This window comes from Stenotrophomonas sp. GW821-FHT01H02A, from assembly GCF_059422145.1.
Genome location: NZ_JBWKWI010000004.1, coordinates 187,101 through 208,340 on the forward strand (window position 1 = coordinate 187,101; position 21,240 = coordinate 208,340).

The window sequence follows — 21,240 nt, forward strand, 5'->3', positions numbered from 1 at the left end:
GCAATCGGCCCCGACCATGGTCGAAGCCGGCGTGTCCTGCGCCACTGGCTGGGCCGGCCCGCCTGCAGGGACGGGCCCGCAGGATCACGGCCAGGCGGGCGGCTTCTCCGCCCAGGCCTGCTGGATCTCGGCCAGCGTGCTGCGTTCACTGTCGCGCCAGCCGGGCAACAGCGTTGCATAGCCTTCGGTCCCGCTCCACTGCTGCGGCTCGGTGCGTACGGCCGCGGCATACCACTGCACCGCGTCGCTCTTGCGGCCGAGCGTCCACAGGGCCAGCGCGTAGGTCGGCGGTATCCACGACGGATTGCCGCGCATCCCGCCCTGGGCCGCGCTCCACTGCGCCAGCGCCGCCTCGGGTTCGCCGAGGCGGAACAGATCCCAGCCATAATTCCAACGCACCGAACGGCCCTGCACGGTACTGACCGCGGCCGTCGAGGTGGCCTGCTCGTAGAGGCTGCGCCCCAGCTCCGGCCTTCCCTGCGCGAACGCCACGCCGGCCAGCTGCACGGTCGCTTCCAGCGTCTTGCGGCCGCGCTCGCGCTGCTTCATCAGCTGGTCGACCAGATCCGCGCTGCTGCCCGCCACCGCCACCATCGGTGCGGCGGCTGAATCGGTGTCGAAGTAGAACTCCTGCACTGCCGGCAGCGATTGCGCCGACACGTTGAACACACAGGCCCCCATGGCCAGCACCACGCCGGCCAGCATCTGTCTTGCAACTGCCATGCAAACTCCCCCAGGTTGTCACAACAACCTCCCCTCCTGATCCTAACCGCAGCGCAGGCCCGGCACCAAGCGCCGCGATCGGTGGCCGGTGCTAGCGGAGGCGCCGCCAGACCCGCAACCGGTTGTTGGCCGGCATCGCCACGTCCTCGATCACCTGCAGGCCCACCCCACCCGCCAAGGCGTCCACCGCCTCGGCGTCGCGGATCCCTGAGGCGGGATCGCGCGCTTTCAGCCACGCATCGAACTGGCGGTTGCTGTCGCTGCTGAACTCGCCGTGGGTGTTGAAGGGGCCGTAGATGCACAGCACGGCATCGTCGGCCATGACCGCCGGCAGTCCGGCGAACAGCGCCTGGACATGCGCCCAGCTCATGATGTGCAGCGTGTTGGCACTGAACACCGCATCGAAGGCCAGCGGCGCGTCAGGCAGCGGACCGAGCCCCGGCGTGGGGGACAGCACCGCCTGCAGGGGCCACGGTGGCGATGCATTGGGCAGGCCTGCGGCCTGCAGCCGCGCGCCGATGCCGGGCAGGTGGTCCGGGTGATCGCTGGCCTGCCATTGCAGGTGGGGCAGCGCGGCGGCGAAGTATTCGGCGTGCTGGCCGGTGCCACTGCCGATCTCCAGTACCCGATGGCGGTCGGCAAGGTGGCGCTGCAGCACTGCCAGGATCGGTGCGCGGTTGCGGTCGCAGGCCTCGGACCAGCGTATCTGGCTCATCGGGATGTCACATCGGCGGGGAATCGGTGTCCATCCAACCATGACCGCAGTCACTTGTGCCACTGTGCGATGCCACCGAAAGTCGACGACTTGTCCAACGCCGGTGGCCTGCGCGCCGTCGGCCGTCCTTGGGGGATGTGAGCTGTGCAACGTCGTGAGTTTCTAGCGCTGTCTGGAATGGGCCTGGCGGGCCTGGTACTGCCGCACGGCCGGCTGATCGCCGCCGAGCAACTGCTCGAGCCGGGCGACGTGGGCCGCCGCAAAGCCCTGGCCGAGGCCGCGCTCGCCGCCGCCAAGCGCGCTGGCGCCAGCTACTGCGATGTGCGCATCGGCCGTTACCTCAACCAGGCGATCATCACCCGCGAGGCCAACGTCCAGAACGTCACCAACAGCGAGTCCTCGGGCATCGGCATCCGGGTGATCGTCAACGGCGCCTGGGGCTTTGCCGCCACCCACCAGCAGACCCCGGCCGCGGTGCTGGCCACGGTCGAGCAGGCCGCGGCGATCGCCCGCGCCAATGCGGGCATCCAGAGCCGCCCGGTGCAGCTGGCGCCGGTCACCGGCGTGGGGGATGTGAGCTGGAAGACCCCGATCCGCAAGAATGCGATGGCGGTGCCGATCAAGGACAAGGTCGACATGCTGCTGTCGCTGAACGCGGCCGCGCTCAACGCCGGCGCCGACTTCATCAACTCCACCCTGTTCCTGGTCAACGAGCAGAAGTTCTTCGCCTCCAGCGACGGCTCCTTCATCGACCAGGACGTGCACCGGATCTGGCTGCCGTTCACCGCCACCGCGATCGACAAGGCCAGCGGCAAGTTCCGCACGCGCGCCGGGCTGTCCTCGCCGATGGGCATGGGCTACGAATTCCTCGATGGCGACGCGCGCGGCAAGATCAGCCTGCCGGGCGGCGTGGTCGCTTACCGCGATTCCTACGACCCGGTCGAAGATGCCATCGCCGCGGCCCGCCAGGCCCGCGAGAAGCTCAAGGCGCCCTCGGTCAAGCCGGGCAAGTACGACCTCGTGCTGGATCCGTCCAACCTGTTCCTGACCATCCACGAGAACGTCGGCCACCCGCTGGAACTGGACCGCGTGCTCGGCTACGAGGCCAACTACGCCGGCACCAGCTTCGCCACGCTGGACAAGCGCGATGCGGGCTTCCGCTGGGGCAGCGACATCGTCAACTTCTTCGCCGACAAGACCGCCCCGGGCAGCCTGGGTGCAGTGGGTTACGACGATGAAGGGGTGAAGACCAAGCGCTGGGATCTGGTCAAGGACGGCATCCTGGTCAATTACCAGGCCACCCGCGACGAGGTGCACATCCTCGGCGAAAACGAATCGCATGGCTGCAGCTACGCCGACTCCTGGTCCAGCGTGCAGTTCCAGCGCATGGCCAACGTGTCGCTGGCGCCGGGCAAGACCCCGCTGAGCGTGGCCGACATGGTCAAGGACGTGGAGAACGGCATCTACATCCACGGCCGCGGCTCATATTCGATCGACCAGCAGCGCTTCAACGCGCAGTTCGGCGGCCAGCTGTATTACCAGATCAAGAACGGCCAGATCACCGGGATGGTCGAAGATGCCGCCTACCAGATCCGCACGCCGGAGTTCTGGAATGCCTGCAGCGCGATCTGCGACGAGCGCGATTTCCGCTTCGGCGGTTCGTTCTTCGACGGCAAGGGCCAGCCCGGCCAGGTCTCGGCGGTCTCGCACGGCTCGTCCACCACCCGTTTTGATGGCATCAACATCATCAACACCGCGCGCAGCCTGGGATGAGCCCGTCCGCGCTCCGTGCCGAAAGTCACTACCGCCGTGCGTGGACCGCCGCAAGAATCGGCAGTACCGCCGCGGCGGTCCCCCTGATGTCGCTGTTTCCCTGCCACCCCCACACCGACGTGGAGAGCTGCCTTGCAAAGACGTGACTTTCTCGCCCTGACCGGGCTTACCGCTGGCGGACTGATCGTGCCGTCGTTCTTCGGCAAGGTCATCGCCGCCGAGCAACTGCAGAGCGCGCTCGATCCGGCGCTGAAGAAGCGCCTGGCCGATGCCGCCCTGGCCGCCGCACGCCAGGCCGGTGCGACCTACTGCGACGTGCGTATCGGCCGCTACCTGCGCCAGTACGTGATCACCCGCGAGGACAAGGTCCAGAACGTGGTGAACACCGAATCGACCGGCGTCGGCATCCGCGTGATCGTCAACGGTGCGTGGGGCTTTGCCGCCACCAACCAGCTCGGCACCACCGACGTGGCGCGTGCCGCGCAGCAGGCCGTCGCGATCGCCACCGCCAACGCCCGCGTGCAGACCGCGCCGGTGCAGCTGGCGGCCACGCCGGGCGTAGGCGAAGTTTCCTGGCGCACGCCGATCCGCAAGAACGCGATGGACGTGCCGATCAAGGAAAAGGTCGAGCTGCTGCTGGACGTCAATGCGGGCGCGATGGGTGCCGGTGCCAGTTTCGTCAACTCGATGCTGTTCCTGGTCAACGAGCAGAAGTATTTCGCCTCCACCGATGGCTCCTACATCGACCAGGACGTGCATCGCATCTGGGCACCGATGACGGTCACCGCCATCGACAAGGCCAGTGGCAAGTTCCGTACCCGCGAGGGCCTGTCCGCGCCGATGGGCCTGGGCTACGAGTACCTCGACGGTGCGGCCGCCGGCAAGGTGATGACACCCAACGGGGTGGTCAACTACGGCACGTCCTACGACATGAAGGAAGACGCCATCGCCGCCGCCAGGCAGGCGCAGGAGAAGCTCAAGGCCCCGTCGGTGAAGCCGGGCAAGTACGACCTGATCCTCGACCCGTCGCATACCTGGCTGACCATCCACGAGTCGGTCGGCCACCCGCTGGAACTGGACCGCGTGCTCGGCTACGAAGCCAACTATGCCGGCACCAGCTTCGCCACGCTGGACAAGCGCGAGCAGCATTTCCAGTACGGCAGTGACAAGGTCAACATCTTCGCCGACAAGACCCAGCCGGGCAGCCTCGGTGCGGTCGGCTACGACGATGAAGGCGTGAAGACCAAGCGCTGGGACCTGATCAGCGAAGGCAAGCTGGTCGACTACCAGACCATCCGCGACCAGGCCCACATCCTCGGCAAGACCGAGTCGGACGGCTGCTGCTACGCCGATTCGTGGTCCAGCGTGCAGTTCCAGCGCATGGCCAATGTCTCGATGGCGCCGGGCAAGACCAAGCTGAGCGTGGCCGACATGATCAAGGACGTCGAAAACGGGATCTACATCATCGGCGACGGCTCCTTCTCCATCGATCAGCAGCGTTACAACGCGCAGTTCGGCGGCCAGCTGTTCTATGAGATCAAGAACGGCAAGATCACCCGCATGCTCGAGGACGTGGCCTACCAGATCCGCACGCCGGAGTTCTGGAACGCCTGCACCGCCGTGGCCGATGAAAGCGACTACCGCCTGGGCGGCTCGTTCTTCGACGGCAAGGGCCAGCCCGGCCAGGTCTCGGCGGTCTCGCACGGTTCGTCCACCGCGCGCTTCAACGGCATCAACGTCATCAACACCGCGCGCAGCCTCGGCTGACCGGTCAGGAGCCCCAATCCATGAGTATCTTCACCGAAGCCCAGGCCAAGGCCATCCTCGACAAGGTCATCGCGCTGTCCAAGGCCGATGAGTGCACCGCCGTGCTGGCCGGCTCGATCGACGGCAACATCCGTTTCGCGCTGAACAACGTCTCCACCAGCGGCATCGTCGACAACACCGAACTGGCCGTCACCGTGGCCTTCGGCAAGCGGGTCGGCACTGCCTCGATCAACGAATTCGACGACGCCGCGCTGGAGCGCGTGGTGCGCCGCGCCGAGGACCTGGCCCGCCTGGCGCCGGAGAACCCGGAGTTCATGCCGGCGATCGGCAAGCAGACCTATACCCCCAGCCCGACCTTCAGCGAATCCACCGCCGCCATCGACCCGGCATTCCGCGCCAAGGTCGCCGCTGATTCGATCGCGCCCTGCCGTGGCAACGGCCTGATCGCCGCCGGCTTCCTGGAGGATGGCCAGAGCTTCTACGCCACCGCCAACAGCAACCGCAACTTCGGCTACCAGCGCGGCACCAACTTCAACTACACCTGCACCGTACGCACCGAAGACGGGCGCGGTTCGGGCTGGGTCGGTCGCAACCTCAAGGACGCCGCCGACTTCAAGGCCGACCAGGACATCCGCATCGCCATGCGCAAGGCCACCGAATCGGCCGAGGCCAAAGCGCTGGAGCCGGGCAAGTACACGGTGATCCTGGAGCCGGCCGCTGCCGCCGGGCTGATCAGCTTCATGATGAACTTCTTCGATGCGCGCTCGGCCGACGAAGGCCGCAGCTTCCTGTCCAAGAAGGGCGGCGGCAACAAGCTGGGCGAGCAGGTCTACGACCCGCGCGTGAGCATGGTCGCCGACCCGTGGCACCCCGATGCCGCCGTGCTGCCGTGGGACAACGAAGGCCAGCCGCGCGAGAAGCTGGACATCATCAAGGACGGCAGGATCGCCAACCTCAACTACTCGCGCTTCTGGGCACAGAAGCAGGGCAAGACCGCCAACGCGCGGCCGGGCAACCTGCTGATGGCCGGTGGCGACAAGAGCACCGCCGATCTCGTCCGTGGCACCCAGAAGGGCATCCTGGTCACGCGTACCTGGTACATCCGCATGGTCGATCCGCAGACCGTGCTGCTGACCGGCCTGACCCGCGATGGCACCTTCTACATCGAGAACGGCCAGATCAAGCACCCGGTGAAGAACTTCCGCTTCAACGAGTCGCCGGTGATCATGCTCAACAACATCGAAGAGCTGGGCAAGCCGGTGCGTGTGGCCGGTGATGAATCCAGCCTGGTGATGATGATCCCGCCGATGAAGCTGCGCGACTTCACCTTCACCTCGTTGTCCGACGCGGTCTGATGGACGGTCGTGGCGGCCACTGGCCGTCTCCCCGTCTGGCCGGTTGCTCCCGGGAACGTGCGCGGCGATGAACCGCGCACAGTTCCTGCGCCTGATGCTGGGCAGTGCGGCGTTCGCGGCCTTGCCCGCGCCGGCGCGCGCCCAGGCCGGGCGCTACGACTTCTGGTTCACCCGCCTCAAGTACGACTCCGGCGACTGGGACGTGGACGCGCGCATGCCGTCCAACGTGATCACCTCGCTGATCGATTACACCTCCCTGCGCGTGGACCCGACCGAGCACGTGATCGCGCTGTCCGATCCCCGCATGCTGGAAGCGCCGTTCTGCTATCTGGCCGGGCACAAGCTGGTCGAGTTCAACGCGGCCGAGCGGCAGAACTTCGTGCGCTACGTGCGCAATGGCGGCTTCGTGTTCGTCGATGACTGCAACCACGACATCGACGGCCTGTTCGCCAGATCGTTCGAAGCGCAGATGGCCAAACTGTTCGGGCCCAGGGCGCTGAACAAACTGCCGAACAACCACGCGCTGTACCGCAGCTTCTTCCGCTTCCCCGAGGGTCCCCCGGCCACGGGCTTCGAGCTCAATGGCTGGGGCGATGATCTGGTCCACGATTACCTCAAGGGCATCGAGATCGACGGTCGGCTCGGCGTGCTCTACAGCAACAAGGATTACGGGTGCGAGTGGGACTACGACTGGCGCAACAAGCGCTTCCTGGCCGAAGACAACACCCGCTTCGCGGTCAACATCGTGATGTATGCCTTGAACGGTTGAGTCTCCTCATGCTTTCAGCCACGCATGGCGTGGCTCTATGCCGAATTCCTGCGAGTGCCTTATGAATACCGACAGCCTTGATGCTCTCCTGCCCAAACTGCAGCAACTGCGCAGCGCGCTGGCCCAGGCCGTGGTCGGCCAGCACGCCGTGGTCGAACAGCTGCTGATCGGCCTGCTCGCCGGCGGCCACTGCCTGCTCGAGGGCGCGCCCGGGCTGGGCAAGACCCTGCTGGTGCGTTCCCTCGGCCAAGCGCTGGAGCTGCAGTTCCGGCGCGTCCAGTTCACCCCGGACCTGATGCCCAGCGACATCCTCGGCACCGAACTGCTGGAAGAGGACCATGGCACCGGCCACCGCCACTTCCGGTTCCAGAAGGGCCCGATCTTCACCAACCTGCTGCTGGCCGACGAGCTCAACCGCACCCCGCCCAAGACCCAGGCCGCGCTGCTGGAAGCGATGCAGGAGCGCACCGTCAGCTATGCCGGCACCACCTATGCGCTGCCGGCGCCGTTCTTCGTGCTGGCTACGCAGAACCCGATCGAACAGGCCGGCACCTACCCACTGCCGGAAGCCCAGCTGGACCGCTTCCTGCTGCATGTGCGGGTGGATTACCCCACCGAACAGGAAGAGCGCGACATCCTGCTGCAGACCACCGGCAGCGCCAGTGGCACGGTGCCCCAGGTGATGCATGCCGACGACGTGCTGGCACTGCAGGCCGCGGTGCGCCAGGTCCACGTCAGCGAGGACGTACTGACCTGGATCACCCGTCTGGTGCGTGCCAGCCGCCCCGGCGGCGAGGCACCGGCCGCAGTGAACCAGTGGATCAAGTGGGGCGCCGGCCCGCGTGCCGGCCAGTCGCTGGTGCTGACCGCGAAGGCACGTGCGCTGCTGCAGGGCCGTTTCGCGGCGACCCGCGAAGATGTGCAGGCGCTGGCGGCACCGGTGATGCGTCACCGCCTGCTGCTGTCCTTCGCCGCCGAGGCCGAGCAGAAGAGCGCCGACGACGTGGTCGCCGCGCTGCTGCAGGCCGTGCCGTTCCCGGGTTGATCCACACGCCGTGAGCCGCAACGCACCGATCGCGATCCCCGCCGATGTCCGCAGCCGCCTGAAGGCGCTGCGGCTGCTGCCACGCCGCGCGCGTGGCGCGCATGGCATCGGCCAGCACGCCAGCCGCAGCCGCGGTGCGGGGCTGGAGTTCGCGCAGTACCGCGCCTACGAACCCGGTGATGAACTGCGTCAGATCGACTGGAAGCTCTACGCACGCTCGGACCGTTTCTTCGTGCGCGAGTCCGAACGCGAAAGCCCGATCACCACCTGGGTGCTGATCGATGCGACCGCCTCGGCGCGACAGCGCGATCGTGCACAGCCGGAGTGGTCGCGGCTGGACCATCTCTGCGCCACCGCAGCCTGCCTGGTGGAACTGGCCCTGCAGCAAAGCGACCGCTTCGGCGTGATCGTCGTCAGCGGCGAGGGCGTGCAACTGGTGCCCGCCGGACACGGCCCGCGCCAGCGCGACCGCGTGCACCTGCTGCTGCGCCAGGTGCAGGCGAATGGCACGTGGCCGCCGGTCACCTCGTTGGCCCCGGTCTGGGAGCGGGTGCAGGCCGGCGACCTGCTGGTCGCGCTTGGCGATGGTTTCGACGAAGCCGGCACCGTGCTGCTGGAGCGGCTCGCCGCCGCGCGCCGCGAGGTGCTGCACCTGCAGGTGCTGACCGCGGAAGAGCGCGATTTCCCGTTCACCGAGGGTCACCGCTTCCGCGATCCGGAAACCGGCGAAGAGGTGCTGGGCGATGGCCGTGCGATCCGCGAGGAGTATCTGGCCCGCTTCGACGCCGCCCAGCGCGCGTTGCAGGCGCGCCTGCAGAGCAGCGGCATCGTGCATGCCACCGGCTACCTCGATCAGCCGCTGGATCACCCCTTGCGCGCGCTGCTCGGTACCGGGGGGAGTGCATGAGCCTGCTGTTCCCACTGGGGTTGCTGGCACTCGCGGCATGGCTGGTGCCGCTGCTGGTCCACCTGGCGCGGCGCCACCAGTACCCGCCACTCGACTTCGCTGCGCTGCGCTGGCTGCGGGCCCGGATCCGGCCGCGCCAGAGGATCCGTTTCGATGAATGGCCGCTGCTGCTGGTGCGGCTGCTGCTGCTCGCCGCGTTGGCCTTGCTGCTGGCACGTCCGGTCCTGCACGGGGGCACGGCCGACACACATCCGGTCACGGTGGTCGCGCCCGGTCTGGATGGCGCGGCCCTGCGTGGCCAGGACACCAAGGGCGACTGGCGCTGGCTGGCACCGGGCTTCCCGGCGCTGGCCGACGGCACCCCGGCGTTGCCGCAACCACTCGTCAGCCTGCTGCGCGAGCTGGACCAGACCCTGCCGGCCGGCGCACCGCTTACCGTGTACGTGCCCGACCCGATGCCCGGGCTGGATGGCGAGCGCCCACGCCTGTCGCGCGCCGTGAACTGGCGGCCGGTGCCGTTGGCGACGCCGGGTGTGCGCGCCGCGGGAGCATCGCCTGTGCTGCAGATCGGCGGCGATATCACTGAAGGTGAGCAGCGCGTGCTGGCCGCACTGCAGCGCGCCTGGTCCAACCGGCCGCTGTCCCCTGCACGCGGTGCCGATACCGCCCCCGATGCCGGACAGACCGGCGTGTGGCTCACCGCTGCGCCACTGCCTGCTGCCTGGCGAACATGGATTCATCAGGGCGGCAGCGTGCTGGTCGCGCCCGGTTCTACCGATGCCGGTTGGATGCCGGCCCTGCGCGATGCGCAGGGCGCGGTGGTGTTGGAACAGCGCTCAGAGGGCAACGGGCGCCTGTTGCGCTTCACCGCGCCGCTGACGCCGGCGGCGCTGCCGATGCTGCGCGATCCCGGCTTCCCGCGCCAGTTGCTGGCCGTCATCGCCCTGCCGGCCCCGCCCACGCTCGCGGCCGCAGCGACACAGCAGCCGTTGCGCGGCGGCGCCACGCCGCTGCCCGCACCGCGCGAGCTGGGCCCATGGCTGCTGGCGCTGATCGTGCTGCTGTTCGCGCTGGAACGGGTGATGGCGACCTCGCCACGCCGCGGGGCAGGCGCATGAACGCGGCCATCCAGCACGCCTGGCAGCGCGCGCGCCGGCGCCAGTGGTGGATCACCACCCTGCCCGCGATGCCGGTTGCGTTGGCGATCAGCGCGGTGGCGTGGCGGGTGGCCGGGTTCAACACGGGCACCGTGGTCCTGCTGCTGACGTTGCTGGTCAGCGTCGGCGTGGCCACCTGGCGCGCACGTCGTCTGGATCGCCGATGGCTGGTCCGCCGGTTGGACGACCACCCGGTCGCGCAGGACAGTGCCGACCTGCTGTTCGCCCTGCCGGAGGCATTGAACCGGTTGCAGCAGCGGCAGCGCACGCATGTCGCCGCCGCCCTGCAGGCGCGCATGCCTGAACTGCGGCCGCGCTGGCCGGGCCGGTGGGTGCTGGCCTCGGTGATCACGTCGCTGCTGGTGATGGCGCTGGCGCTGGGCTGGCCACGCGGCCAGAACGCGGCGCCCCTGTTCCCGGGCGCGGCGGCACCGCCGGCAACGCCCGCGCAGCCACCACAACTGCGTTCCACCCGGTTGGAGATCACCGCCCCGACCTATACCGGGCAGGCCGCGCGCGTGCAGAACGCACTGGATGGCAAGGTGCCGCAGGACAGCCGCCTGCAGTGGTCGCTGCGCTTCTCGGCGCAGCCGCAGACTGCGTCGCTCCAGTTCCATGATGGCCAGCGCATCGCGCTGCAGCGCGAGGGTGAGCAGTGGATCGCGCAGTGGACGGCGACACGTCCGGCGCTGTACCGCGTGGTGACCGAGCCTGCCCTGCGTGATACCCGCCTGTACCGGCTCGATGTGGTGCCCGATCGCCCGCCGGTGGTGCGGGTGATCGCCCCGGATCGCAGCCTGGTCCTCGGTACGCCCGGGCAGCGTCAGTGGGTGCTGCAGTTCGAGGCCACCGACGATTACGGCGTGATGCCCACGGCACAGTTGAAGGTCACCCTGGCCCAGGGCAGCGGTGAGAACATCACCTTCCGCGAACAGACCTTCAGCCTGTCCGGTACCGGCCCGGCAGCGCAGCGGCGCTTCGCGCGCACGCTGGATCTCGCCGCGCTGGGCGCCACCGAAGGCAATGACGTGATCGCGCAGCTGACGGTGCGTGACACCCACACACCCACTGCGCAGAGCGCCCAGAGCAGCAGCGTGATCCTGCGCCTGCCGAGCGCTGCGGAAATCCAGGGCACCGATATGGAAGGCATGGTCAAGAAGACCCTGCCGGCGTACTTCCGCAGCCAGCGCCAGATCATCATCGACGCCGAAGCGCTGATCAAACAACGCCGCCAGCTGCCAGCAGAGGAGTTCGTCAGACGCGCCGATGCGATCGGCGTGGACCAGCGCATCCTGCGCCTGCGCTATGGCCAGTTCCTCGGCGAGGAAAGCGAAGGCGGAGCCAAACCGCCGCCGACCAGTGATGCCCTGCCGACCAGCGACACACCGGCGGGCGCGCATGACGACGATCATGATCACGATGGCGAGCATGTGCAGGCTCAGCGCCAGGCGGGTCACGATGATCACGGCCACGGCGCCCCGACCGACGGCAGCGCCGCTGTGTTCGGCAGCGCCACCGACGTGCTCTCCGAATACGGCCATACCCATGATCACGCCGAGGCCGCCACCCTGCTGGATCCCAAGACGCGCGCCACGCTGAAGGCCGCGCTCGATCAGATGTGGTCTTCAGAAGGCGAGCTGCGCCAGGGCCAGCCCGAGCGCGCCCTGCCCTACGCCTACAAGGCACTGGGTTTCATCAAGGAAGTGCAGCAGGCCGAGCGCATCTATCTGGCGCGGGTCGGCCCGGAGCTGCCACCGATCGACGAGGGCCGGCGCATGACCGGCGATCGCGCCGACCTGGCCAGCCGCACGTTGCCACTGCGTGCGCTGGACGCACCCGACCAGGCCATCGTGCAGGTCTGGCAGCAGCTTGCCGATCCCGCCAGCGCGCCGGATCTGGACGCACTGACCCAGTGGCTGCGGCGCAATGAAGCACGCCTGCCGGACCCGCTGAGCCTGGCCGCCGCCATCGAAACCCTGCGCATCACCCCGGGCTGCGCCGACTGCCATCAGGCCCTGCGTGCGCAGCTGTGGCGTGCGCTGCTGCGGCCGCTGCCGCAGGTCCCCCGGCGCAACGCACCCGATGCCATGGGTCAGCGCTATCTGGATGCGTTGGAGGCCACACCATGAGCGAACCGCGCTGGATCCTGATCGCGCTGCTCGCGGTGTTGGCGCTGGCCAGTGCGCGTCTGTGCTGGCAGCAATGGCGTGGACCGGCACGGGCGCGCGGCGTGTTCGCCGGCCTGCTGTTGATGCAGGCTGCGGTGACCGTGCTGCTCTATCTGACTCTGGTGCCGCCGTTGCAGCGTGTGGCCGGTGGTCAACTGACCGTGCTGACGGCCGCGGCCGATCAGGTGCGCTGGTCGGCGGTGCCGGGCGAGACCGTGGTCGCGCTGCCGGAAGCGACGAAGGTGGCCGGCGCGCTCGCGGCACCGGACCTGGCCAGCGTGCTGCGCCAGCATCCGGGCACCCGCTCCCTTCGGCTGATCGGCGATGGCCTGTCAGCCCGCGATCGCGATGTCGTGCTGCCCCGTGGCGTGCGCATCGAATCACCCAACGCGCCGCAGGGCTGGATCGCGCTGCAGCCGCCGGCGGTCACTGCGCCCGGTGCGGTGTTCACCGTCAACGCGCGTGCGCAGGGCGTGCCGCACGCGCGCGCCGAACTGGTGGATCCCGCCGGCGTGGTCATCGACAGGACCACGCCAGGCGCCGATGGGCGGGTGCAGCTCAGCGGTGTGGCCCGCGTCGCCGGACAGAGCGTGTTCGGCCTGCGCCTGCTGGATGCCGAACAACATCTGATCGATACGCTCGCCGTTCCCGTGGACACCGCCGCCGCCGCGACGCCTCGCCTGTTGATACTGGCCGGTGCACCCGGCCCGGAGTTCAAGTACCTGCGCCGCTGGGCCACCGATGCCGGGCTGCGGGTGCAGGCGCAGGCGAACGCGGGCGGTGGCGTATCACTCGGCGATGCACCGACCGCGCTGACCGCTGCCACCTTGGCCGAGACCGATGTGGTGCTGCTGGATGAGCGCAGCCTGGCCGGGCTGTCGGCCGCGCAACGCAGCGCGCTGCAGCAGGCGATCCGCGGCGGGTTGGGCGTGCTCGTTCGCACCGGCGGCCCTCTCGACGACAGCGCGCGCCAGGCGCTGCGCGGCTGGGGGATGACCGTCAGCGGCAACAACCAGGCCGTCCCCCTGACACTGCCGGCCGACGCTGATGCCGCCCTGCTGCAGGCACGCCGTGGTCCCCAGCGGCCCGCGTCGGACACCACGGCCTACATCGAAGAAGCCGACACCGCATCGCATCAGGCCAGCGTGCCGGTACTGGAGCGGCTGGGCGTGGCAGTCAACGACGCGACGCCGCTGCTGCACGATGACAAGGGCACTGCGATCGGCGGCTATCGCCCGCTGGGCCGGGGCCGTGTTGCGCTGCTGCCGGTCACCGACAGCTATCGACTGGTCCTGGCCGGTCGCGACGATCGCCACGCCGAGCTGTGGAGCGGCGTGCTGGCCAGCGTGGCGCGCCCACTTCCGGCCGCAGATGCACCACGCGTCGACTCCGACACCCCGTGGGCCGGCGAGCGCGTAGCGCTGTGCCAGCTGCGGGAACCTGCACAGGTGCGCGCACCAGATGGCGCGCTCATCGCGCTGCGCGTCGATCCGGCCAGCGGCGCGGAACGCTGCGCCGGCTACTGGCCGACGCAGGCCGGCTGGCATCAGCTGCAGCAGGGTGAGAACCGCCACGCGGTCTACGTGTTCGATCCGGCCACGGCGTGGTCGCTGCATCGCCAACAGCTGCGGGAGGCCACCGCGCAGCGTCTGGCGGTGGGCACCGCAGCAACGTCGACCGGCGTGATCGAGACGCCGGGACCGCGTTGGCCATGGCTGCTCGCCTTCGTGCTGGCGGCCGGGCTGCTGTGGTGGCTGGAACGGCGACGGGTGGCAAGGCCCGCTTGACGGTCGATGGAGCGATGCTGCCCTGCCCGCTCAGCGCTCCGGCGGCGCCGGGCATCCCCCCTGCTGCACGCACACGTCCTGCGCCCGGCGCTGCTCGTCGTCGGTCAGCTCCGGCGGTGGGCGGGCAGTCGCGGACTGGATCTGGTCGGGTCCGCCGGTGAGCTTGTTCACGCCCTGCGCCGCGGCGGCCAGCCCCTTGTTGATGCCCATCATCAGATAGCCGCCGCTCATGCTGACCTGCTCCGGCGACGGCGGTTCGCTCCACGTGCGGCTGAACCGGTTCGGCTGCACCTGCACCGGATTCTTGAAGCGGTACAGATCCAGCGGCTCGTCGTCGGGCTTGAGCGCCCGCACCTCGCCCAGCGTGGTGACATCGCCCTGCGTCGGCGTGGGCGGCGGGTCCACGGGTTCGGGTGGCGCCGCCTGCTGTGCCTGCGCGGCGGCGGCCAGCAACAGGCCGGCCAGCAGCGCTGCACCTTGATGTCCACGTAATGCCACAGCGACTCCATCCGTGTTGGTTGCGGGCTGGCCTCAAGGATACGGAGGCCGGCGTCAGGTTTCGTTGATGGCAGCTGTCCAGGCAGCGCGGGCAGGCACTGAACCATTCACCCGCGCGCATCGCGATGTCTCAGACATTGAGACGCCGTCATGTTTCCATAGCGTCCTTTGCAGACCGCTGTGACCATGGCCTACGAACTCGCCAAGCGTACCGAGGACGCCGAGCGCCGCCTCGCCACCACCGAAGGGCTGCCTTCGCGCGATGGTGCGCTGCTGACCGCGCGCCTGCAGCGCCGCTACCACGACCGCATCACCGGCAGCTTCACGATTCCCGCCCGCGAGGGCCAGTACGCGCCGATTCCGGCCGATGTGCCGGCCGCGCTGGTCAATGCGTTGAAGGCGCGTGGCATCGAGCAGCTGTACAGCCACCAGGCGCAGGCCTGGGAAGCCAGCCAGCGCGGCGAACACGTGGCCATCGTGACCCCGACCGCCAGCGGCAAGTCGCTGTGCTACACCCTGCCGGTGGTCAGCGCAGCGATGCAGGGCAAGGCCAAGGCGCTGTACCTGTTCCCGACCAAGGCGCTGGCCCAGGACCAGGTGGCCGAGCTGCTGGAGCTCAACCGGGCCGGCGATCTGGGCGTGAAAGCCTTCACCTTCGACGGCGATACCCCCGGCGATGCGCGCCAGGCGATCCGCCTGCACGGCGACATCGTGGTCTCCAACCCGGACATGCTGCACCAGGCGATCCTGCCGCATCACACCAAATGGGCGCAGTTCTTCGAGAACCTGCGCTACGTGGTGATCGATGAAGTGCACACCTACCGCGGGGTGTTCGGCAGCCACGTCACCAACGTGCTGCGCCGGCTCAAGCGGATCTGCGCGTTCTACGGGGTGGAGCCGCAGTTCATCCTGTGCTCGGCCACCATCGGCAACCCGCAGGCGCATGCCGAGGCGCTGATCGAAGCCCCGGTCACCGCGATCACCGAATCCGGTGCGCCCAGCGGGCCGAAGCACGTGCTGCTGTGGAATCCGCCGGTGGTCAACGCCGATCTCGGGCTGCGTGCGTCTGCCCGCTCGCAGAGCAACCGCATCGCCCGCATCGCGATCAAATCCGGCCTGAAGACCCTGATCTTCGCGCAGAGCCGGTTGATGGTCGAAGTGCTGACCAAGTACCTCAAGGACATCTTCGACCACGATCCGCGCAAGCCGGCGCGCATCCGTGCCTACCGCGGCGGCTACCTGCCGACCGAGCGACGCGAGACCGAGCGGGCGATGCGCGCCGGGCACATCGACGGCATCGTCAGCACCTCGGCGCTGGAGCTGGGCGTGGATATCGGCAGCCTGGACGTGGTGATCCTCAACGGCTACCCGGGCAGCGTCGCCGCGACCTGGCAGCGCTTCGGCCGCGCCGGTCGCCGCCAGCAGCCCGCACTGGGCGTGATGGTGGCCAGCTCGCAGCCGCTGGACCAATACGTGGTGCGGCATCCGGACTTCTTCGCCGAGGCCTCGCCCGAGCACGCACGCATCGCACCGGACCAGCCGCTGATCCTGTTCGATCACATCCGCTGCGCCGCCTTCGAGCTGCCGTTCCTGGCCGGCGATCCGTTCGGGCCGATCGATCCACTGGTGTTCCTGGAAGCCCTGGCCGAAACCGAGGTCGTGCACCGCGAAGGCGATCGCTGGGAGTGGATCGCGGACAGCTACCCGGCCAACGCGGTCAGCCTGCGCTCGGTGGCCGACGGCAACTTCGTGGTGGTGGACCGCAGCGACGGCAAGCAGCAGATCATCGCCGAGGTGGATTACTCCGCCGCGGCGCTGACGCTGTACGAAGGCGCCATCCACATGGTGCAGTCCACGCCCTACCAGGTGGAGCGGCTGGACTGGGAAGGCCGCAAGGCCTACGTCACCCGCACCCACGTGGACTACTACACCGACAGCATCGACTTCACCAAGCTCAAGGTGCTGGACCGCTTCGATGGCTGCATTGCCGGGCGCGGCGATTCGCAGCACGGCGAGGTGCACGTGGTGCGCCGCGTGGCCGGCTACAAGAAGATCCGCTATTACACCCACGAGAACATCGGCTACGGCCCGGTCAACCTGCCCGACCAGGAGCTGCACACCACGGCGATGTGGTGGCAGTTGCCGCAGGCGCTGCTGCTGACTGCGTTCGACAGCAAGCAGGAGGCGCTGGACGGCTTCCTCGGCGCCGCCTACGCGCTGCACATCGTCGCCACGGTGGCGGTGATGGCCGATGCGCGCGACCTGCAGAAGGCGGTCGGCAATGGCGATGGCGCGTGGTTCGCGGTGGCCGACCAGAGTGGCCGCGGGCAGCTGCGGGGCGCCGAGTTCGATGCGAGTGCGATCGAGCTGCAGCAGCAGTTCGTGCCGACGGTGTATCTGTACGACAACTTCCCTGGCGGGGTAGGCCTGAGCGAACCGCTGTGGGTCCGCCAGGCCGAGCTGCTGCTGCGCGCGCGCGAGCTGGTGCAGGGCTGTGACTGCAAGGCCGGCTGCCCGGCCTGCGTCGGCCCGGTGCTGGCCGGCCAGGAAGATGACGCCACCACGCCCAAGGCGCTGGCGCTGAAAGTGCTGGATCTGTTCGACAGCGCAGCGCTGCCGTCTGCCGCCGAGCGTGAGCGCCGGAGCGCCGAGGTGGTCGCCCCGTGAGCCTGAGCCTGGACAAGCTGCGGCTGCTGCGCCGGCAAGCCGGTGAGGCAACGCCGGCACCGGCCCGTGACCCGGCCACCACCACCGCTGGCGGATCCGATGCGGGTGACACCGGCGCTGCCGGCCGCGCAGCCACCGCGCCCCTCCCGGCCGCGGCCAACGACGCACGTGCACGCAAGCCCGCACCCGCCTCCGTTTTCGGCTGGGTGGAGCAGGAGATCCGCCACAAACCGACCGGTGGGGCCGCCCGCGATACCGCACCGGCAGCGCCCACCCTCCCGGCGCCCGCGCTGCGCAAACCCGAACTCGGTGGCCTGCGCCGGTTGCTCGGCCTGCGCGAGCGCGGCACCGGGACGGCCAACCTGCGCGAGCACGCCAAGGACCGCCATGTACCGGGCGAGGAAATCGCGCCGGGCCTGTTCCTGATCGAGTCGTTCGTCGCGCAGGCCATTCCAACCGAGCCGCTGTCGTTGGCCTTCGCCAAGCGTGAGGGGGAGCAGGTACGGCCGCAGGACCTGCTGTTCTTCGATACCGAGACCACCGGCCTGGCCGGCGGTACCGGCACCCGCGCCTTCATGATCGGCGCCGCGGACTGGCACGCGCATCCCGAGCGAGGCGACGGCCTGCGCATCCGCCAGTTGCTGATGACCACGATGGCGGCCGAAACCGCGATGCTGCGCGAGTTTGCCGGCTGGCTGCGGCCGAGTACGGTGTTCTCCAGCTACAACGGCCGCTGCTACGACGCCCCGCTGCTCAAGACCCGCTATCGGCTGGCCCGGCAGCGCTGCCCGATCACGCCGCTGGACCACGTCGACCTGCTGTTCCCGACCCGCCGCCGCTATCGCGGTACGTGGGAAAACTGCCGGCTGGCCACGATCGAACGCCAGCTGCTGCAGATCGTGCGCGAGGACGATCTGCCCGGCTCGGAAGCGCCGGCCGCATGGTTGAATTACCTGCGTGGCGGCAGTGCGGTGAACCTGCGCCGCGTGGCCGAGCACAACCACCAGGACGTGGTGACCCTGGCGCTGCTGATGCGGCGGCTGGTGGCCGAGGAGCAGCGCGATCGGGAGACCTTGGCGCTGCAGGCCATTGACGCGGTGTAAAGGCCTGCCCACGGACACTGCGGTTACTTTCCGTGGGAGGACCACCACATGCGTCTGAACCTTCTGTTCGCCCTGGGCTGCGCCCTGCCGCTGGCCGCCTGCAGTCATCCCGGCAAGACGGCGGCGACACCCGCCGACAGCCCGACCTCGGCCGCGCCGCCGGCGGTGGCCGGCAGCGCCTCGCAATGCGACCCGGAAAAACTCACCGGCCTGGCTGGCCAGACCGCCACCGAGGCGGTGATCCAGAAGGCGGTGAAGGACAGCGGTGCGCGCAACGCCCGCGTGCTCAAGCCGGGCATGGCGATGACCATGGATTTCCGCGAGGACCGGTTGAGCATTGAAGTGGACGCACAGAACAGGATCGTGCGCGCCAACTGCGGATGATCGGTTGAAACCTGCCGCGTACTGCGGCTGAGGGCGGCGGCCAGCCGTCATGGGCAGGCCGCCGTGCCGGTCAGGCGAGGTCAGTCACGCAGGCGCTCGGCCTTGCCGCTGGCCAGCGCCTGATCAATGGCCGTGCGAACCTCGCGCACAGCACGGGCCGAGGCCAGGCTCTGCTGCTGCGCCAGTCGCGCCTGTTCACGCCCCAGTTCGGCCTGCTCGCGTGCCGCCCGGGTGATCTGGCGGGCATCCACCGCTTTGGCCGCGGCGACGCGCGCCTCGCGTGCTGCCTGGCTGGAGCTGGCCGAGGCCGCACGCGCCTGGCGGGCGGCCAGGTTGGCCTCGGCGGCCGCATCCAGGCCGACCTGGCGCATGGCGCGGTTTACCACCGCCGCGACATCCACCGCCGCCAGCGCATCTGCGGTGACCTGCATCGAGACCTTGGCCAACTGCTGGCCGATCACTGCCTGGCGGTCGCCCAGCTCGGCCTGCGCGTTGCCCAGCGCAGCCACGTCGGACTGGCTGCGGCTCAGCTGGCTGAGCACGGCAGGATCGCGGATCAGATAGCGCGCCTGGCCACGGCGTACCCACAGCGCCGGCTCGTGACCACCTGCATCACGACGCGCCTGCTTGAGGTCGGCCACCGAGGCATCGACGAAGTTGTCGTCCTGGCCCATCAACACGAAGGCCTGCGCGGGCTGCCGGCTGATGTTGAGCTGGCCATGGGTGACGAAGGACATGCCGTCATCCAGGTCCTTGGGCGGTTCCGGCGCACGGGGTGGGGCGGGGGCGGCCGGCGGTTCCGGGGCGGGCACCGGCTCGTGAGCCGACAGCGGTTCGGGCGCAGGCGCCGGAGCAGGTGCCGGGCGCGGCGCGGGCAACGGCGTTGGCGGCGTTGGTGCGCTGGGTGCGGACGGCGCGTGCGGAGCCGATGGCGGCGGCGGCGCAGCCACCAGGCGCAACGGCGCCACGCCGACCACCACGAACAGCGCGGTGATCGCCAACGCGGCCACACGCGGCACGCTGGGGGTCTGCTGCAGGGTCAACAGGCGGCGCTTGAGACTGCGCAGGTTGGGCGAGGCGCTGGCCACGCCCACCGCAGGACGCGGCGCAACACCGAGTTGGACCAGCAAGCGACCATAGTCATGGCGGCAATGGCCATGCCCGGCCACCACGGCACCATCGCAGGCTTCTTCGCGGGCCAGCGCGTACTCGCGGGCTGCCAGGTGCACCAGCGGATGGAAGAAGAACAGATGCTGCGACACCGCCGGCAGCAGGCCCCACCACAGGTCACGACGCTGCAGATGGATCAGCTCATGGGTCAGCGCCATGTCCAGGTCGTCCGCCGACATCGCCGGCAGCTCGCGCGCCGGCAGCAGCAGCACTGGCCGCCACGGGCCGATCAACTGCGGCGAACGGATCTGCGCGGACAGCTTCAGGCGCGGCGCGCGGCGCAGTCCATGCGCTTCGGCAGCCAGCTGCAATGCCTGCTGCAGCCCGACGTCGGTGCACTCGGTGGCGCTGCGGACCAGCGCGCGGCTGGCGCGGTAGCCGCGCAGGCTGTGCATCACCATCAACAGCACGCCGGCGCCCCACAGGGCCAGCAGCAGCGAGGGCCAGGACCACGCCATCGTCGCCGTATCGACCGCGGCCGGCGCGTCGGCGACCGGCGCGGCCTGCAGGGCGGCATCGAACGCGGGCAACGCCATCGCCGGTGCCGTCACGGCGGCGGGTGCGGGCAGCACCGCCAGTTCCAGCGGGCTGCTCCAGACCAGGCCCAGCACCGCCTGCACGGCCACCAGCCACCACAGGCGGCAGCGGGTGGCCGCCGGCAGCTGCGGCAGCAGCCGGCACACGCCCCACACCAGCGCCACCAGCACTGCGCTCTGCACGCTGGTCCAGCCCAGCCGCGCCAGCAGTTCACTCATCATCATGTCCATGGCTCAGCCCTCCCGCTTGCGTGACTGCAACTGTGCGACCAGCGCTTCCAGCTCGGCCAGCTCCTGATCGCTGACATCCACCTTGTGCGACATGAACGCCACGAACGGCGAGACCGAGCCCTGCAGCGTCTTCTCCACGAAGCTGGCCACGGCGCCCTGCACCACGCTGTCCTGGCCACTGGTGGTGGCATAGCGGTACACCCCATCCACCTGTCTGCGGCTGAGATAGGACTTGGCGCGCAGGCGCTCCATCATGGTCAGCACGGTCGACCGCGCCAGCCCACGCTGCTCGCCGAAGCCGGCGGCGACCTCGCCCACACTCGGGCGCTCCTGTTCCGCGATGTACTGCAGCAGGGCCAGTTCCTGGTCCCCGATGGTCTTGCCGCGCATGACGCACTCCCTATGACTACACGTGTCGCCACCGTGCCAGTGACTACAGATGTCGTCAAGTGCCGGATGGACCGTGCCGACGAACGGTAGTCGCG

At 69.3% G+C, this 21,240-nt stretch carries 17 protein-coding genes; 12 read left to right on the forward strand and 5 right to left on the reverse strand.

Annotated elements, in window-relative coordinates; translation table 11 throughout:
* Positions 1-84: 84 nt before the first annotated feature.
* Both AC07WC_RS08200 and AC07WC_RS08205 read right to left on the reverse strand, forming a co-directional pair.
* On the reverse strand, positions 85-723 hold the full coding sequence (locus AC07WC_RS08200) for a tetratricopeptide repeat protein (protein ID WP_495209559.1): 639 nt from the start codon (positions 721-723) through the stop codon (positions 85-87).
* Between the two features lie 91 nt (positions 724-814).
* Positions 815-1,438 (reverse strand): DUF938 domain-containing protein, encoded by a 624-nt coding sequence (locus tag AC07WC_RS08205; protein WP_495209560.1) that lies wholly within the window; start codon positions 1,436-1,438, stop codon positions 815-817.
* A gap of 144 nt (positions 1,439-1,582) precedes the next feature.
* Here AC07WC_RS08205 and AC07WC_RS08210 point away from each other — a divergent pair, with 144 nt between their 5' ends.
* The 9 genes from AC07WC_RS08210 to AC07WC_RS08250 all read left to right on the forward strand — a co-directional run bounded on the left by AC07WC_RS08210 (position 1,583) and on the right by AC07WC_RS08250 (position 14,166).
* Entirely contained in the window at positions 1,583-3,211 is a 1,629-nt protein-coding gene (locus AC07WC_RS08210; RefSeq protein ID WP_495209561.1) for a TldD/PmbA family protein, read from the forward strand.
* A gap of 132 nt (positions 3,212-3,343) precedes the next feature.
* Entirely contained in the window at positions 3,344-4,978 is a 1,635-nt protein-coding gene (locus tag AC07WC_RS08215; RefSeq protein ID WP_495209562.1) for a TldD/PmbA family protein, read from the forward strand.
* A 20-nt stretch (positions 4,979-4,998) separates the two neighbouring features.
* A complete protein-coding gene (locus AC07WC_RS08220; RefSeq protein WP_495209563.1) occupies positions 4,999-6,333 on the forward strand; it encodes a TldD/PmbA family protein in 1,335 nt (444 codons plus the stop codon).
* A 67-nt stretch (positions 6,334-6,400) separates the two neighbouring features.
* Positions 6,401-7,102 (forward strand): DUF4159 domain-containing protein, encoded by a 702-nt coding sequence (locus tag AC07WC_RS08225; protein WP_495209564.1) that lies wholly within the window; start codon positions 6,401-6,403, stop codon positions 7,100-7,102.
* Between the two features lie 61 nt (positions 7,103-7,163).
* Positions 7,164-8,147 carry an AAA family ATPase gene (locus AC07WC_RS08230; protein ID WP_495209565.1) on the forward strand — a complete coding sequence of 328 codons (984 nt, stop codon included), beginning with the start codon at positions 7,164-7,166 and terminating at the stop codon, positions 8,145-8,147.
* Between the two features lie 10 nt (positions 8,148-8,157).
* Positions 8,158-9,054, forward strand: coding sequence for a DUF58 domain-containing protein (locus AC07WC_RS08235; RefSeq protein WP_495209566.1), 897 nt, complete (start codon positions 8,158-8,160; stop codon positions 9,052-9,054).
* Positions 9,051-10,172, forward strand: coding sequence for a BatA domain-containing protein (locus AC07WC_RS08240; protein ID WP_495209567.1), 1,122 nt, complete (start codon positions 9,051-9,053; stop codon positions 10,170-10,172). The genes AC07WC_RS08235 and AC07WC_RS08240 overlap by 4 nt, the downstream gene beginning before the upstream one ends.
* A complete protein-coding gene (locus tag AC07WC_RS08245; protein WP_495209568.1) occupies positions 10,169-12,340 on the forward strand; it encodes a hypothetical protein in 2,172 nt (723 codons plus the stop codon). The genes AC07WC_RS08240 and AC07WC_RS08245 overlap by 4 nt, the downstream gene beginning before the upstream one ends.
* Positions 12,337-14,166, forward strand: coding sequence for a hypothetical protein (locus AC07WC_RS08250; protein ID WP_495209569.1), 1,830 nt, complete (start codon positions 12,337-12,339; stop codon positions 14,164-14,166). The genes AC07WC_RS08245 and AC07WC_RS08250 overlap by 4 nt, the downstream gene beginning before the upstream one ends.
* 30 nt (positions 14,167-14,196) lie before the next feature.
* Here the strand turns inward: AC07WC_RS08250 and AC07WC_RS08255 are convergent, their stop codons facing one another.
* Positions 14,197-14,664, reverse strand: a complete 468-nt coding sequence (locus tag AC07WC_RS08255) for a hypothetical protein (protein ID WP_495209570.1) — start codon at positions 14,662-14,664, stop codon at positions 14,197-14,199.
* 186 nt (positions 14,665-14,850) lie between these two features.
* Between AC07WC_RS08255 and AC07WC_RS08260 the strand changes: the two genes are divergently transcribed.
* From AC07WC_RS08260 to AC07WC_RS08270, 3 genes are read left to right on the forward strand one after another with little or no spacing between them, the layout of a single operon-like run.
* Entirely contained in the window at positions 14,851-17,331 is a 2,481-nt protein-coding gene (locus AC07WC_RS08260; protein WP_495209571.1) for a DEAD/DEAH box helicase, read from the forward strand.
* A complete protein-coding gene (locus AC07WC_RS08265; protein ID WP_495209572.1) occupies positions 17,328-18,434 on the forward strand; it encodes a ribonuclease H-like domain-containing protein in 1,107 nt (368 codons plus the stop codon). The genes AC07WC_RS08260 and AC07WC_RS08265 overlap by 4 nt, the downstream gene beginning before the upstream one ends.
* A gap of 48 nt (positions 18,435-18,482) precedes the next feature.
* Positions 18,483-18,818, forward strand: a complete 336-nt coding sequence (locus AC07WC_RS08270) for an I78 family peptidase inhibitor (RefSeq protein ID WP_495209573.1) — start codon at positions 18,483-18,485, stop codon at positions 18,816-18,818.
* Between the two features lie 80 nt (positions 18,819-18,898).
* On the opposite strand, the gene AC07WC_RS08275 is transcribed toward AC07WC_RS08270, so the two are convergent.
* Positions 18,899-20,743 (reverse strand): M56 family metallopeptidase, encoded by a 1,845-nt coding sequence (locus AC07WC_RS08275; RefSeq protein ID WP_495209574.1) that lies wholly within the window; start codon positions 20,741-20,743, stop codon positions 18,899-18,901.
* Between the two features lie 15 nt (positions 20,744-20,758).
* Positions 20,759-21,145 carry a BlaI/MecI/CopY family transcriptional regulator gene (locus AC07WC_RS08280; RefSeq protein ID WP_495209575.1) on the reverse strand — a complete coding sequence of 129 codons (387 nt, stop codon included), beginning with the start codon at positions 21,143-21,145 and terminating at the stop codon, positions 20,759-20,761.
* Positions 21,146-21,240 lie beyond the last annotated feature (95 nt).

Bases quoted from the DNA above. Each gene is read 5' to 3' on its own strand.
- AC07WC_RS08200 (WP_495209559.1), bottom strand. From the start codon at position 723: ATGGCAGTTGCAAGACAGATGCTGGCCGGCGTGGTGCTGGCCATGGGG.
- AC07WC_RS08205 (WP_495209560.1), bottom strand. From the start codon at position 1,438: ATGAGCCAGATACGCTGGTCCGAGGCCTGCGACCGCAACCGCGCACCG.
- AC07WC_RS08220 (WP_495209563.1), top strand. From the start codon at position 4,999: ATGAGTATCTTCACCGAAGCCCAGGCCAAGGCCATCCTCGACAAGGTC.
- AC07WC_RS08225 (WP_495209564.1), top strand. From the start codon at position 6,401: ATGAACCGCGCACAGTTCCTGCGCCTGATGCTGGGCAGTGCGGCGTTC.
- AC07WC_RS08230 (WP_495209565.1), top strand. From the start codon at position 7,164: ATGAATACCGACAGCCTTGATGCTCTCCTGCCCAAACTGCAGCAACTG.
- AC07WC_RS08240 (WP_495209567.1), top strand. From the start codon at position 9,051: ATGAGCCTGCTGTTCCCACTGGGGTTGCTGGCACTCGCGGCATGGCTG.
- AC07WC_RS08245 (WP_495209568.1), top strand. From the start codon at position 10,169: ATGAACGCGGCCATCCAGCACGCCTGGCAGCGCGCGCGCCGGCGCCAG.
- AC07WC_RS08250 (WP_495209569.1), top strand. From the start codon at position 12,337: ATGAGCGAACCGCGCTGGATCCTGATCGCGCTGCTCGCGGTGTTGGCG.
- AC07WC_RS08260 (WP_495209571.1), top strand. From the start codon at position 14,851: ATGGCCTACGAACTCGCCAAGCGTACCGAGGACGCCGAGCGCCGCCTC.
- AC07WC_RS08270 (WP_495209573.1), top strand. From the start codon at position 18,483: ATGCGTCTGAACCTTCTGTTCGCCCTGGGCTGCGCCCTGCCGCTGGCC.
- AC07WC_RS08275 (WP_495209574.1), bottom strand. From the start codon at position 20,743: ATGAGTGAACTGCTGGCGCGGCTGGGCTGGACCAGCGTGCAGAGCGCA.
- AC07WC_RS08280 (WP_495209575.1), bottom strand. From the start codon at position 21,145: ATGCGCGGCAAGACCATCGGGGACCAGGAACTGGCCCTGCTGCAGTAC.